At 67.7% G+C, this 13,438-nt stretch carries 17 protein-coding genes; 8 read left to right on the forward strand and 9 right to left on the reverse strand.

Going from position 1 to position 13,438, the window contains the following annotated elements:
- On the forward strand, window positions 1-494 hold a 494-nt coding region (locus AB4Y44_RS35605; RefSeq protein ID WP_368702133.1), incomplete at its 5' end, for a substrate-binding domain-containing protein.
- Window positions 495-517: 23 nt separating this feature from the next.
- On the opposite strand, the gene AB4Y44_RS35610 is transcribed toward AB4Y44_RS35605, so the two are convergent.
- Window positions 518-1,408: an aldo/keto reductase family oxidoreductase gene (locus tag AB4Y44_RS35610; RefSeq protein WP_368702134.1), complete on the reverse strand. Its 891-nt coding sequence runs from the start codon at window positions 1,406-1,408 to the stop codon at window positions 518-520.
- A gap of 117 nt (window positions 1,409-1,525) precedes the next feature.
- On the opposite strand from AB4Y44_RS35610, the gene AB4Y44_RS35615 reads away from it, so the two are divergent.
- Entirely contained in the window at window positions 1,526-2,437 is a 912-nt protein-coding gene (locus AB4Y44_RS35615) for a LysR substrate-binding domain-containing protein (protein ID WP_368702162.1), read from the forward strand.
- A gap of 73 nt (window positions 2,438-2,510) precedes the next feature.
- Here AB4Y44_RS35615 and AB4Y44_RS35620 read toward each other — a convergent pair whose 3' ends face one another.
- Window positions 2,511-3,008, reverse strand: a complete 498-nt coding sequence (locus AB4Y44_RS35620) for a GAF domain-containing protein (protein ID WP_342922898.1) — start codon at window positions 3,006-3,008, stop codon at window positions 2,511-2,513.
- A 253-nt stretch (window positions 3,009-3,261) separates the two neighbouring features.
- Between AB4Y44_RS35620 and AB4Y44_RS35625 the strand changes: the two genes are divergently transcribed.
- Window positions 3,262-4,341 carry a tartrate dehydrogenase gene (locus AB4Y44_RS35625; protein ID WP_342922897.1) on the forward strand — a complete coding sequence of 360 codons (1,080 nt, stop codon included), beginning with the start codon at window positions 3,262-3,264 and terminating at the stop codon, window positions 4,339-4,341.
- Window positions 4,342-4,357: 16 nt separating this feature from the next.
- A complete protein-coding gene (locus AB4Y44_RS35630) occupies window positions 4,358-5,320 on the forward strand; it encodes a LysR substrate-binding domain-containing protein (RefSeq protein ID WP_368702135.1) in 963 nt (320 codons plus the stop codon).
- Between the two features lie 18 nt (window positions 5,321-5,338).
- Here AB4Y44_RS35630 and AB4Y44_RS35635 read toward each other — a convergent pair whose 3' ends face one another.
- The gene (locus AB4Y44_RS35635) at window positions 5,339-5,599 is read right to left on the reverse strand and encodes a hypothetical protein (protein WP_254357810.1); all 261 of its coding nucleotides are present in this window, start codon (window positions 5,597-5,599) and stop codon (window positions 5,339-5,341) included.
- Window positions 5,600-5,754: 155 nt separating this feature from the next.
- Here AB4Y44_RS35635 and AB4Y44_RS35640 point away from each other — a divergent pair, with 155 nt between their 5' ends.
- Together AB4Y44_RS35640 and AB4Y44_RS35645 are read left to right on the forward strand one after the other, a co-directional pair.
- Window positions 5,755-6,372 (forward strand): HAD family hydrolase, encoded by a 618-nt coding sequence (locus AB4Y44_RS35640; RefSeq protein WP_368702136.1) that lies wholly within the window; start codon window positions 5,755-5,757, stop codon window positions 6,370-6,372.
- 63 nt (window positions 6,373-6,435) lie between these two features.
- Window positions 6,436-7,089 (forward strand): DUF4410 domain-containing protein, encoded by a 654-nt coding sequence (locus AB4Y44_RS35645; RefSeq protein WP_368702137.1) that lies wholly within the window; start codon window positions 6,436-6,438, stop codon window positions 7,087-7,089.
- A gap of 15 nt (window positions 7,090-7,104) precedes the next feature.
- Here the strand turns inward: AB4Y44_RS35645 and AB4Y44_RS35650 are convergent, their stop codons facing one another.
- From AB4Y44_RS35650 to AB4Y44_RS35670, 5 genes are all read right to left on the reverse strand, one after another.
- A complete protein-coding gene (locus AB4Y44_RS35650; protein ID WP_342922893.1) occupies window positions 7,105-7,809 on the reverse strand; it encodes a glutathione S-transferase N-terminal domain-containing protein in 705 nt (234 codons plus the stop codon).
- A gap of 149 nt (window positions 7,810-7,958) precedes the next feature.
- Entirely contained in the window at window positions 7,959-8,270 is a 312-nt protein-coding gene (locus AB4Y44_RS35655) for a cupin (RefSeq protein WP_368702138.1), read from the reverse strand.
- Between the two features lie 46 nt (window positions 8,271-8,316).
- Window positions 8,317-9,090 (reverse strand): hypothetical protein, encoded by a 774-nt coding sequence (locus AB4Y44_RS35660; protein WP_342922891.1) that lies wholly within the window; start codon window positions 9,088-9,090, stop codon window positions 8,317-8,319.
- 126 nt (window positions 9,091-9,216) lie between these two features.
- Complete coding sequence (locus tag AB4Y44_RS35665) at window positions 9,217-9,939, reverse strand: dienelactone hydrolase family protein (RefSeq protein WP_368702139.1); 723 nt, start codon at window positions 9,937-9,939, stop codon at window positions 9,217-9,219.
- Between the two features lie 83 nt (window positions 9,940-10,022).
- Window positions 10,023-10,442 (reverse strand): secondary thiamine-phosphate synthase enzyme YjbQ, encoded by a 420-nt coding sequence (locus tag AB4Y44_RS35670; RefSeq protein WP_368702140.1) that lies wholly within the window; start codon window positions 10,440-10,442, stop codon window positions 10,023-10,025.
- 181 nt (window positions 10,443-10,623) lie between these two features.
- Here AB4Y44_RS35670 and nfsB point away from each other — a divergent pair, with 181 nt between their 5' ends.
- Window positions 10,624-11,274, forward strand: coding sequence for an oxygen-insensitive NAD(P)H nitroreductase (gene nfsB, locus AB4Y44_RS35675; protein WP_342922889.1), 651 nt, complete (start codon window positions 10,624-10,626; stop codon window positions 11,272-11,274).
- An 88-nt stretch (window positions 11,275-11,362) separates the two neighbouring features.
- Window positions 11,363-11,818 (forward strand): PACE efflux transporter, encoded by a 456-nt coding sequence (locus AB4Y44_RS35680; RefSeq protein WP_342922888.1) that lies wholly within the window; start codon window positions 11,363-11,365, stop codon window positions 11,816-11,818.
- A 15-nt stretch (window positions 11,819-11,833) separates the two neighbouring features.
- On the opposite strand, the gene AB4Y44_RS35685 is transcribed toward AB4Y44_RS35680, so the two are convergent.
- Entirely contained in the window at window positions 11,834-13,408 is a 1,575-nt protein-coding gene (locus tag AB4Y44_RS35685) for an efflux transporter outer membrane subunit (RefSeq protein WP_368702163.1), read from the reverse strand.
- Window positions 13,409-13,438 lie beyond the last annotated feature (30 nt).

The raw sequence follows: 13,438 nt of genomic DNA on the forward strand, positions 1-13,438 counted from the left end.
CGCGGCTCGATGCGGCCGTGATCCTGCTGCCCGCCGCGGTGATGCCGCCGGAGGGCGTGGTCGCGACCCAGCTCGGCTACACGCCGACCCTCGTCGTCGCGGCGCGCTCGTTTGGTTTGCCCGATGAGCCCACCACGCTCGCCGCGCTCGCGCACCATCCGTGGGTGCTGAACCAGGACGGTTGCGGGATGCGCTCGGCGCTGAGCCGCGCCATGGGCATGGCGGGTCTGCCGTTCAACGTCGCGGTCGAGGCCTTCGGCTCGGAACTGCAGCTTTCGCTGGTCGCGCGCGGCATGGGCGTCGGGCTCGCCGCGCCGCAGGCGCTCGCCCGCAGCCCGCTGCGCGACCAGCTACAGATCATCGATGCGACCGACTTCCGCTCGGGTCTGAACGTGTGGCTCGTGCACGGGGCGCTGCCGGGGCGCCTCGTGCGGCCGGTCGCGCTGATCCGCGACGCGCTGGCCAACAAGCTGGAGATGGCCGAAGTGGCGTGACGGCGCCTCGCCTCGCCTCGCGCTCAGGCGTGGCCGCCGCTGTTGCCGCTGCTGCCGATGGCGTCGAGTTCGGCGAGCACGTCGTCGTTCAGGTCGAGCTTCGCCGCCGCCACGTTCTCGCGCAGATGCGAAAGCGTGGACGTGCCCGGAATCAGCAGGATGTTGGGCGAGCGCCGCAGCAGCCACGCCAGTGCGAGCGCCATCGGTGTGACTTCGAGGCGCGCGGCCACCGCCGAAAGCGCCGACGACTGGATCGGCGTAAAGCCGCCGAGCGGAAAGAACGGCACGTAGGCGATGCCTTGCTCGGCGAGGGCGTCGATCAGCGCGTCGTCGTCGCGGTGCACGAGGTTGTAGTGGTTCTGCACGCACACGATCGGCACGAGGCGCTGCGCCGCCGCGATCTGCGCGGCGGTCGCGTTGGACATGCCGACGTTGCGCACGAGGCCGCGCTCGCGCAGCCGGGCGAGCGCTTCCACCTGCTTTTCCACGGGACCTTCGGACGGTTTGTGGACGTCGCCCATGATGCGCAGGTTGACCACATCGAGCGCGTCGAGGCCCAGGTTGCGCAGGTTGTCGTGCACGGCGCGCTCGATGTCGGCGGGTTCCAGCGCCGGCAGCCAGGCGCCCTTGTCGTCGCGCACGGCGCCCACCTTGGTGACGATCGTGAGGTTCGGCGCATACGGATGCAGCGCCTCGCGGATGATCTGGTTCGTCACGTGCGGGCCGTAAAAGTCGCTCGTGTCGATGTGGTCGACGCCCAGTTCCAGCGCCTCGCGCAGCACCGCGACGGCCTGCGCGCGGTCCTTCGGGGGCCCGAACACGCCGGGGCCGGCCAGTTGCATGGCGCCATAGCCCATGCGGTTCACCTGGCGGCCAGCCAGTCCATAGGTGCTTGCGGGTTTGCGGTTCGGCATTGCGTACTCCTCGGTTGACGAATGTCCGCAGTATGGGCGCCTTCGAATTGTCCGATAATCCCATCTGATCAGAACAGGCTGTGCGGAAAATCGAACAGTGTGGGGTGAACCATGCCGATGGAAATGAACGATCTGGCCGCTTTCGTTTCGGTGGCGCGCGCGGGCGGCTTTCGCGATGCGGCGCGCGTGGGCGGCGTTTCGGCGTCGAGCCTGAGTGCCGCGGTGCGCAGGCTGGAGGCGAAGCTCGGGCTGCGCCTGTTGAACCGCACCACGCGCAGCGTCGCGCCGACCGAGGCGGGGCAGCGTCTGCTCGAATCGATCACGCCGCTTTTCAGCGAGATGGAAGCGGCGCTCGACGTGCTCAACGGTTACCGCGAAAAGCCGGCGGGCACGCTCAAGCTCAACGTGCCCGCGAGCGCGGCGCGCACCATCCTGCCGGGCGTGCTCGCGCCGTTTCATCGCGCGTATCCCGAGATCCGCGTCGAGGTGGTGGTAGAGGACGGCTTCGTCGACGTGCTGCAGATCGGGTGCGACGCCGGGATCCGCTACGACGAGCGGCTGGAGCAGGACATGATCGCGATTCCCATCGGGCCGCGCGTGGAGCGTTTCGCGACGGTCGCCTCACCCGCGTATCTCGCGGCGCGCGGGCGGCCTGAACACCCGCGCGAGCTGCTCGATCACGCTTGCCTGCGCGTGCAGTTCGCGGGCGGCGCGTTGCCGCTCTGGCATTTCGAGCGCGACGACGAAGTGCTGCGCCTCGACCCGCCCACGCCGCTCGTCGTGCGCCCCGGCGCGGCGCTCGACCTGCTGATCAACATGGCGCTCGATGGCGTCGGCATCGTCTATCTGTTTGAAGAGATGTTGCTGCCGCATATCCGCAGCGGCGCGCTCGTGCGCCTGCTCGACGACTGGGCCGTGTCGTTTCCGGGGCCGTTTCTCTACTATCCTGGGCGGCGGCACCTGCCGGCGCCCCTGCGCGCGTTCGTCGACTTCGTCAAGGCGAATGCGCCAGACGATTCGGCATCCTGAGTACGCGTCGAGCGATTCAGGACGCCCACTCGGAAAGACGCGGCGTCGTGCGCCCAACGACGCGTAATGACGCCTAGCGACGCTTCATGCCGTACTCGATGAACGTGCGGCACAGCAATTCCATGCCTTTCGCGTCCTCTTCGTCGAAGCGCGCGAGATGCGGGCTGTCCACGTCCCATACGCCGATCAGCTCGCCGTCCGGCGTGACGAGGGGCACGACGATTTCCGACTGCGAAGCCGAATCGCACGCAATGTGACCCGCGAACGCGTGCACGTCGGGCACGACCTGCGTTTGCCGCGTGGCCGCGGCCGTGCCGCATACGCCCTTGCCCAGCGGAATGCGCACGCACGCCGGTTTGCCCTGGAACGGGCCGACCACGAGCTCTTTGCCGTCGAACGAATAAAAGCCCGCCCAGTTCAGGCCTTCGAGCGAATGAAACACGAGCGAAGCAAAGTTCGCGGCGTTCGCGATGACGTCGCTTTCACCTTCGATCAGCGAGCGCGCCTGCGCGGCCAGCGATTCGTAGAGGGCGGGTTTGTCGGAGGGAAGGGTGTCGGAAAGCGGGAACATAGGTCGGTCGATCAGGATATGCGCCGTTGCAGCGAAAGGCGCGGTGGGGCCAACCGGGATTTTAGGCGAGAACGGCGACCGGCAGGAAATCGCCGGGCGCTGAACAGGGCGCGTCCATGGACCGTAGCGCGCTCTCGTGCGATTATTCACGTTTCGTGTTGAATCTATCCACGCCTGCGGGGCTGGTTGCTGGCGGGTTTTCAGGCATGCTGGCGCATCAGCACAGAATCAACACAGAAACGGAGAACGCGACATGAGCAAGACATTCAAGATCGCCGCGATTGCGGGTGACGGTATCGGCCAGGAAGTGATGCCCGAGGGCGTGCGCGTCGTCGAGGCGGCGGCCGCGAAGTTCGGCCTGAAGCTCGAAATCACCCATTTCGACTGGGCGAGCTGCGACTACTACCTGCAGCACGGCAAGATGATGCCCGACGACTGGTTTGCCACGCTCAAGGGCTTCGATGCGATCTATTTCGGCGCGGTCGGCTGGCCCGACAAGGTGCCCGATCACATTTCGCTGTGGGGCTCGCTCCTGAAGTTCCGCCGCGAGTTCGACCAGTACGTGAACCTGCGCCCGGTGCGTCTGCTGCCCGGCGTGCCGTGCCCGCTCGCCAACCGCAAGCCCGGCGACATCGACTTTCTCGTCGTCCGAGAGAACACCGAGGGCGAGTACAGCTCGGTGGGCGGCAGGATGTTCGAAGGCACCGAGCGCGAGTTCGTGCTGCAGGAGTCGGTGTTCACGCGCCACGGCGTCGACCGCATTCTCAAGTACGCGTTCGAGCTCGCGAACCAGCGCGGCCGCAAGAAGCTCACGGCGGCCACGAAGTCCAACGGCATCTCGATCAGCATGCCGTACTGGGACGAGCGCGTGGCCGCGATGGGCGAGGCATATCCCGACGTGAAGTGGGACAAGCAGCACATCGACATTCTGTGCGCGCGCTTCGTGCTGCAACCGGACCGCTTCGACGTGGTCGTCGCCTCGAACCTCTTCGGCGACATTCTTTCGGACCTCGGCCCCGCCTGCACGGGCACGATCGGTCTGGCAGCGTCGGCGAACCTGAATCCGGAGCGCAAGTTCCCGTCGCTGTTCGAGCCGGTGCACGGCTCCGCGCCCGACATCTTCGGCAAGCAGATCGCCAACCCCATCGCGATGATCTGGTCGGGGGCGATGATGCTGGACTTCCTCGGCAACGGCGACGCGCAATACAAGGCCGCGCACGACGCGATCATGCAGGCCATCGAGAAGGTGCTGGTGGAAGGCCCGCGCACGCCCGACATGGGCGGCACGGCGAACACCACTGCGCTGGGCGAAGCGGTAGCTGCCGCGCTGTGACGCCGCGGTGACGCCTATGCCGGACGCACCGAAAGCGCCAAAATCCATCGCGTCGCCGGAGCTCGACGACTTGCGCGTGTTCTGCATGGTCGCGCGCAAGGCGAGCTTCACCGCGGCGGCCGAAGCGCTTGCGGCATCGCCGGCCTATGTCAGCAAGCGCGTGGGCGTGCTCGAGGCGCGCCTCGGCACGCGCCTGTTGCATCGCTCGACGCGGCGCGTCGCGATGACCGAGGCGGGCGAGCGCGTCTATGCGTCGGCGGGCAAGATCCTCGACGACGTCGAGCGGCTCGTGGACGAGGTCTCCACCACGCGGCGCATTCCGCGCGGCACGCTGCGCGTGTCGAGCAGCTTCGGCTTTGGCCGCAACTTCGTCGCGCCCGCGCTCGCCGGGCTTTCCGAGCGCTATCCGCAGCTGAGCGTGCGCCTCGAGCTGTTCGACCGGCTTGTCGATGTGGCGGGCGAGGGCTTCGACCTCGACGTGCGTATCGGCGACGAGATCGCCGGCCATCTGATCGCGCGGCGTCTCGCCACGAACTATCGCGTGCTCTGCGCCGCGCCCGCGTATCTCGCGCGGCGCGGCGCGCCACAGGAGGTCGCCGATCTCGCCGAACACGCGTGCCTCGCGATCAAGGAGCGCGATCATCCGTTCGGCGTTTGGCGCCTGAACACGCATGGCGAAACGGTCTCGGTGAAGGTGGCGGGGCCGCTCTCGACCAACCACGGCGAGGTGGCCGTGCAGTGGGCGCTGGCGGGCCGCGGCATCGTGCTGCGCTCGATGTGGGATGTCGCGCCGTTGCTGGAGAGCGGGCGCCTGCAGCGCGTGCTGCCCGGCGTGACGCAGCCGGCCAATGTCTGGGCCGTGTACCCGGCGCGCCTCGCGCAGTCCGCGAAAGTACGCGTGTGCGTGAATCATCTGGAGGAAACGTTCGCGCGCATCGGCATTGCCGCACCCGCAAACGAGGACGAGAACGGGCGCTGACCGGGTTCGGCGGGTGGCTTACTCGCCTTCGGGGAGATCGAGCGCCTTGCGCTCGCGGCGTTCCTCGTTGCCGCGCCGCGCACGCTGGCGCTGGCGCGAAAGCACGGTGATGATCTGGCCGGTGGTGGCGTCCGCGGGGATTTCGTTGCGGATCACGTTCGCGACCATCGGCAGCCCCTTGCGCTGGCGGTGCAGCGCCTGCGCGATCGCCTGGCGGCACGCTGGCCCGTGGCAATCCCATTCGTCGCGCAGTTTTCCGCAATAACGGCAGGTGTCCATGCGTCCCAGTTTACCCAAAATCGATGGGTGGTTTTAGGGGCGCGATCAGCCCGCCTCACGCGTGCCATTCGTGCGCCGCCTGGCGCCGGGCGGCGGTATGATCGGCTGCGGATGTGGCGGGACCGCGGTGCGAAATATCGTGGCGGGAGCGGCAGATGGCGGCGATCGGCGTAGTCCTGTTCGACATGGAAGGCGTGCTGTCCCACTACGATCGCGACGCGCGCGTAGCGAGCCTCGCGGCCGCCACCGGCGCGCCGCCTGCAGCGGTGCGTCACGCGATCTGGGGCTCGGGTCTCGAAGCGCGCGCCGACGCGGGCGAGATCGACCCCGACGCTTATCTGCGCGCACTGGGCGCAATGCTCGGCTGCGAGGTAGGCCGCGACGTGTGGCTCGCGGCGCGGCGCGCGTCGATCACGCCGAACGAGGCGGCGCTCGCGCTGGCGCAACGTGTGGCCGCACGATGCCGCATCGCCGTGCTGACCAACAACTGTTCGCTCGTCACGCATCACCTCGACTATCTGAATCCGCCCGTCGCGCGGCTTTTCGGTTCGCAGGTCTATTCGTCGGCGACGTTCGGCGCGGTCAAGCCCGCCGCGCAGACTTACCTGGGCTGCGTTGCCCAGCTCGGCGCACGGCCCCAGGAAACGCTCTTCATCGACGACAGCGAAGCGAACGTCACGGGCGCGCTCGACGCGGGGTTGCAGGCGTGCCACTTCGTCGAAACCGAATCGCTCGCAAGCGACCTGGCGCGGCTCGGGCTGATCGACGGTTGATGGCCGTGCCGCACGCGCGGCCACGGCATGAATGGCTGGCTGACGAACGTACGGGAGCTTGCGATGAAGATGCAATGGAACGGGAGGCTGGTCGCGACACTCTGCCTGTGCGCGTTCGCGCCGCTCGCCGCGGCTCAACAACCGGTTGCGCCGCTCGTCTACGTGACGGACTTCGAACTCGACGCGGCCAACGTCAAGCAGGATTCGAATCCTGTGGAGAATGCGCGCGAGCGCATGGGCGGCTTGCTGCCACGACTGCGCCACCGCGACCCGCAGCAGCAGGCCGATCAGGTCGTCACGAAAATGGCCGACGCGCTGGTGAACGACCTGCGCGAGAAGGGCCTCGACGCGCGCCGCCTGCCCGGCGGCACGCCGCTACCCGCGCAGGGCTGGCTGGTGCGCGGCGTCTTCCTGAGCGTGGACGAAGGCAACAGCATGCGGCGCGCGGTGGTGGGTTTCGGCTCGGGCGCGAGCCAGATCGAGCTGGCGGTGGCCGTGGACAACCTGACCACCCAGGCGCCGCAGCCGCTGTATCGGGTGATCGACAGCCAGTCGAGCCACGCGAAGCCGGGCGCCGGCGCGGCCATCGCGCTCAATCCCTACGTGGCGGCGGCCAAATTCGTGCTGGCGCGCGCCGATGACCGCAAGAACGTGGACCGCGCGGCGGCCGAAGTGGCCGACTCGGTTGCGGCGCGCGTGAAAGCGGCGCCGCAATGACGCTGCGGGCGAGCCTTAGCCGCGCGGCGGAATGTTGAGCCCGCGCTCGACCGCCGGACGCGCGACGAATGCTCCGAGCACGCGCGCGACGTTCCTGAAATCGGCATAACCCACGAGGTCGCCCGCCTCGTAGAAGCCAACAAGGTTGCGCACCCAACCAAACGTCGCGATGTCGGCGATGGTGTAGTCGTCGCCCATGATCCACTTGCGGCCCTCGAGGCGCTGGTCCAGCACGGCGAGCAGGCGCCGCGACTCGGCGACGTAGCGGTCGCGCGGACGCTTGTCCTCATACTCCTTGCCCGCGAACTTGTGGAAGAAACCCACCTGGCCGAACATCGGGCCGATGCCGCCCATCTGGAACATGACCCACTGGATCGTCTCGTAGCGCGCCGCGCCTTCACGGGCGAGAAAACGGCCGCTCTTGTCGGCGAGATAGATGAGGATCGCGCCCGATTCGAACAGGGCGAGCGGCTCGCCGCCCGGGCCGTTCGGATCGAGGATCGCGGGAATCTTGTTGTTGGGGTTCAGCGAGAGGAATTCCGGCGACATCTGGTCGTTCGCGTCGAAGCGCACCAGATGCGGCTCATAAGGCAGGCCGCTTTCCTCCAGCATGATCGAGACCTTGACGCCATTGGGCGTGGGCAGCGAATAGAGCTGGATGCGATCGGGGTGAAGCGCTGGCCACTTGCGGGTGATGGGAAATGCGAAAAGGTCGTTCATGCGGCGTCCTTGAAGGCCTTCAACGGCGCGGCGCTTGCCGTGCAAGGCGCGCCGCGGCCTGATCGAGAGGCGGGAGTGGAGTCAGGCCGCCAAGTTTAGTGGAAATGGCGCACGCCGTCTTTTCGCCGCAAGACGCGGTTTGCACGCTGCTACACGCTCCCTTCGCGCTCGACCACGAGAATGCGCGCCTCGCCGCGCGGATGCGCGACGTGCTCGCAGCCCACGCCCGCGAAGAACACGTCGCCGGCTTCGAGCACCGCGACCTGCTCCGCGCCATCTTCGCGGTAATGCATGTCGACCACGCCGTCGAGCACGGCGAACACTTCCTCGCCGTCGTTGACGTGCCATTTGTACGGCTGGTCGGTCCAGTGCAGGCGCACGGTGGTGCCGTTCAGGTTGGCGATATCGAGCGCCCCCCAGGGGCGGGTGGCGGTGAAGGTTTTCGAGCGGATGACTTTCATGGCGGTACGGGCTTGGGTGTGATCGTGCGGCGCCGCGGAGCGGGGTTCAGGGATTGGCAGGCATGGACTGCGCAAGACTCATCAGATTGAGCGGCGCGACGCGAATGAGGCCGCCGCGCGGGCTGTCGATATCGGCGATGAGCGTGAGCGACAGCGTCACGGTGATAGGCAGGATGAGCAGCAGCACGCGCCGGCCGACCTGGCCGTGCGCGCCGTAGCCCTGCATCAGGTTGCTGAAGATGGCGATGATGATCATCAGCGCCCACGCGGCGACGGGAATGCGGTTGATCCACGCAGCCTGCGTGTAGCCCTGGGTGTTGATGACGTCGTTCATTCCGGAGACCACGAGCGCCATCACCGGATTCGGTTGCGCCTTCGCGGGATCGCGCACGCTCGCCCAGAGCTGCGTCTGAAGCTCGCCGGTGTCGCGGTTGATCTGATCGAGTGCGCCGGGCTCGTGCACGACGTAGAAGTGGATGCGCGCCTGAAGGTAGCGCGCAAGCAGCGCCTTGGTCTGGGCAGCCGCCTCGCCGCCAAGAAGTTCGGCGCGCAGATACTCCGTGCCGATCGCGTTGGCTTCCTCTTCCTCCAGGTTCTTGCGCTGGTCGTAGCGGCTCACGGCCATCGAGAGCGTGAAGCCGATCAGGAGCGCGAGCAGCGTGAGCGTGGCGCCCTGCACGATCTTGTAGTTCTCGCGCGCCTCCTCGGCGAGCGGGAAGTAGCGGTGCAGCACGCTCGCACCGAGCCCGGCGGCAAGCGGCAGCACGAGGATCAGCACGATGAACAGCAGCGCGGGGCGCTGGAGGATGAGCGGCGTCATGGAGTCTCCGCGAAAAGCGTGAGAGGGACGAAGGCGCTGCAATGCAAATCGGCGTCGCCCGCGCGAGGCGGTGCGACGCCGATTCTACGTCAGATCCGCGCGTGCGCGCGGGCCGCTGTGAGCGCTTCAGCGCGCCGCGCGCTGCGGCCACATCGTGCGGCCCCAGAACGTCAGCGAGCGGTCCCACGCGAGCTGCGCCCAGACCGGGTCGTACTGCGTGATGGGGATGCGGTTCGGTCCCACGGCGGTCTCGTTCGCAAACGCGTGGTGGGCAAGATAGCGATGGAATTCGACGTCGACGTTGGCGCCCTTGAGCCTGGTTTCGAGTTCCGCCACGGTTTCGATGCTGAACGCCTGGTCCTGGGTCGCGAAGTGGCCGAGGATGGGCGCCGTGATCTTGCTCGCGTCGATGTATTCGAGCGGCGGGAAGCCGTACCACACCACGGCGCTCGTCAAGCCCGGCACCATGGTGGCCGCGAGCAGCGTGAGCGCGCCGCCCATGCAGTAGCCCGTCACGCCCACGCGGTCCGTGAGCGTCTTCAGATAGGTGACCGCGCCGTACACGTCCTGCGAGGCGGCGTCCGCGAAGTCGAGGCCCGTCATCAGATGGTGAGCCTCTTCCTGTTCGACGGTGCTCTTGCCGCGATAGAGGTCGGGCACGAGCGCGAGGTAGCCAGCCTGAGCGAGCCGGTCGGCCACGCCGCGGATCTGGTCGTTCAAGCCCCACCACTCCTGGATCACGACGATGGCGGGCGCGCCTTCGGTCTTTTCCGGTTTGGCGAGATAACCCTGGAGCGACTGGCCGTCAGGGCGGGTAAAGGAAATCATGGATCCGGCGGACTGTTTCATTTGGGGCAACCCTCGGTGAGTCGGTTGAACGAAAGCCGTAGCATAGCGCTTGCGTACGGGATTTGCGTGTGCGCCTGATCGGCTCATTCGCCGATCAGATGCAGCACGATATCGCGCGTGTGCGCCGCGCGCCGATGTTCGAACACGTAGATGCCCTGCCACGTGCCCAGCACGGGATTGCCGTGCTCGACCGGGATGCAGAGCTGCGTGTGTGTGAGCGCCGTGCGCAAATGCGCGGGCATGTCGTCGGGGCCTTCGGTGTCGTGCTCGTAGCGCTGCGGATCTTCGGGCGCGAGCAGCTCGAAGTAACGTTCGAGATCGCGTCGCACCGAAGGATCGGCGTTTTCCTGGATGACGAGCGACGCCGACATGTGGCGGCAAAAGAGGGTGAGCAGGCCGGTGGCGATGCGCTGCTCGCGCACGAACGCGCGCACCTCATGGCTGATTTCGACGAGCCCGCGCGTGCGCGTGCTCACCGGCAGATGATGGATGGCCTGGCGCATGATCGGTATTCTCCTTGCTGGCGGCGCATGGCGGGTGCGCCGTCGCGGCGATTCCGGCCTTCCAGCATAGCGCAGGCGCGCCAGCCGCGCAGACCGCGCCCGCGGCCGGCGCACGATGCTGGTACGATGTCGGCCTTGCCGGGTCTTGCCCCGGTCGACCGCATACGAAGGAGAAAACCGCTTGAACCTCACCCGCTTCGCGAAAGCCCGCCACGCCACCAAGGCGTTCGATCCCGCCCGCAAGATTCCCGCCGCCGTCATCGACGAACTCAAGGAGCTGATCCGCTTCAGCCCGTCCTCGGTGAACTCGCAGCCGTGGCATTTCGTGGTGGCCGAAAGCGACGCGGCACGCGCGCGTATCGCCCGTGGCATGGAAGGTTTCGCGTACAACGAGCCGAAGGTCACGCGCGCCTCGCACGTGGTGGTGCTGTGCGTGCGCACCGACATGGACGAAGCGCACCTTGCCGGCGTGCTCGCGCAGGAAGAGGCCGACGGCCGCTTCGCCAATGCCGAGGCCAAGGCGGGTCAGGAAAAGACCCGCGCGTTCTATGTGAACCTGCATCGCGAGCGCAACGACCTGCCGGCGTGGATGGAGAAGCAGGCGTATCTCGCGCTCGGCACGCTGTTGATCGGCGCGTCGACGCTCGAAATCGACGCCTGCCCGATGGAAGGCTTCGACGCAAAGGCGCTCGACGAGGAACTGGGCCTGCGCGAGCAGGGCCTCACCGCGCTGGTGGTGGTCGGTCTTGGCTACCGCAGCGCCGACGACTTCAACGCGAAGCTGCCGAAGTCGCGTCTGCCCGCGGCTTCGGTCTTCACCGATCTCGGTTGATTCGCGCAGGGTTTCGCCGCGCTCGCGGCAAGCGCGGCGATCGACGCAGCCCGAAGCCACGCGGGAAGCGCATCAGGAGCATTCGTTCATGCAGGGTATCAAGCGCCGGATCGTGTACGTCACGCTGTTCGAGGGCATCGCGATCCTGATTACCGGCACGAGCTTCGCCTCGCTCTCGGGCAGCGGCATGGACCGCGCGGGCGCGGCGGCGGTGTTTTCATCGCTGATCGCGGTGGGCTGGAACTTCGTCTACAACCTGCTGTTCGAGCGCTGGGAAGCGCGCCAGACGAAACGCGGCCGCAGCTTTGCGCGCCGCATTGCGCATGCGGTCGGCTTCGAGGGCGGCCTCGTGGTGTTGCTCGTGCCGATGATCGCGCTCACGCTGCAAGTGACGTTGTTCGAGGCGTTCGCCATGGATATCGGTCTCTCGGTGTTCTTTCTCGTCTACAACTACGTCTACAACCTGATCTTCGACGCCGTGTTCGGTCTGCCGGCCTCCGCCATGCCCGTGACGGAAGCTTCGGAAACGCGGCCGCGCGCGTAGCGCGGGTTCGCTCGATCAGGGGCTCGCAGCGGCGCCCTGCGTTCCGCTCGCTTCCACGTTCGCCGGACTGCTCGCGCCCGCCGCCGCGGCGTCGGAAGCCGGCGTCACCGCGCGCGCCGGATGCTGCGCGTCGTGCAGCTGCCCGGACCAGCCGCCGCCCAGGTCGCCGATCAGCGAAGCCGTATCGAGCAGCCGCTGCTGATGCACATTGAGCGCGCTCTGCTGATTGGTCACCTGCGTAGCCAGCGCCGTGGCGACCGTCGTGTAGTCCACGGTGCCCGCCTCGTATTCGTTTTGCGCGATCTGCGCGCCGCGGATGGCGTCGCGCACGGCGCCGTCGAGCACGTCGGCCTGCTGCGCGAGGATGCGCAGCCCCGAGAGATCGTTCTCCACCCCCTGGAACGCCGTCAGCACCGTGCCGCGATAGTTCGCCACCGCCGCGTCGTAGCTCGCGCGCGCGGCCGCCACCTGGCCGCTGCGCTGGCCGCCGTCGAAGATCGTCTGGGTCGCGCTCGCACCGAGCGACCACACATAGTTGCTCATGTGCAGCAGGCCCGAGAGCGGCGACTGCGTGAAGCCGTCGAGCGCGGTGAGCGAGATCGTCGGATAGTACGCGGCCACTGCCACGCCGATCGCTGCGTTGGCCGACGCCATCTGGCGTTCGGCGGTCGCAATGTCGGGCCGCCGCTGCAGCAGCGTGGAGGGCACGCCGGCGGGAATGGTGGGCAGCGCGGGAAGCTGCGTGCTGTGCGGGATATCGACTTCTTCGGGGTTGCGGCCCACGAGCACCGCGATGGCGTGCTCGTTTTGCGCGCGCGCCACGCCCAGGGCGATCAGGCTCGCGCGCGCGGATTCGAGCTGCGTGCGCGCGGAGATCAGATCGGACGGCGGCACGGTGCCCGCCTGGTCCTGGTTGGCCACCACGCGCAGGAAATCCGAGTACGCCTGCACGGTATGCGTGAGCAGGTCGATATCGGCATCGGTGATGCGCAGATCGATCACGGCATTCGCCAGGGCAATTTGTTCGGATAACGTAGCGTTCGCCAGCGTCGCCTCGCTCGCCTGGGCCGTGGCCGACTGTTCCTCGATCTGGCGGCGCACCTGGCCCCAGAGGTCGATGTCCCAGCTCGCGTTCGCTTCGAGCGTGCCGCCGTTGACGATGCGCGCGCCGCTCGGCGTGGACGTGATGCTGCTCACGCTGCTGAGCGTGCCGGTGGAGGAGCGCTCGCGCGCGAGCGAGCCGGTGATGCCGATGGTCGGGAACAGGCTCGCACGCGCGACGCGCACTTCGGCGAGCGCTTGCTGGTAGTTCGCGTAGCTCTGCCGCACGGTCTGGTTCGACACCTGGACGAGCGGTTCCAGTTCGTCGAGCAGCGGGTCCTGAAAGGCGGTCCACCAGTCGCCCTTGGGTCCCTGGGCGGCTTCGGGCTCGGCCTGGGTCCAGCCGGGCAGTTCCTTCCACGTGGCGGGCACGGTGACCTGCGGGCGGTGGTAGTCCGGCCCGACCATGCAGCCCGCGAGCAGCAGCGCGGCGGTGAGTGGCGCGAGCGGCAGCGCGCGCGTGGTGGCGTTTGCGGCGGCGATCAGCATTCGCGTGAGCGATGGATTAAGGCGAGTCTT

Origin of the sequence: Paraburkholderia sp. BR10937 (assembly GCF_040965695.1) — a bacterium.
In the GTDB taxonomy this organism is placed as follows: domain Bacteria; phylum Pseudomonadota; class Gammaproteobacteria; order Burkholderiales; family Burkholderiaceae; genus Paraburkholderia.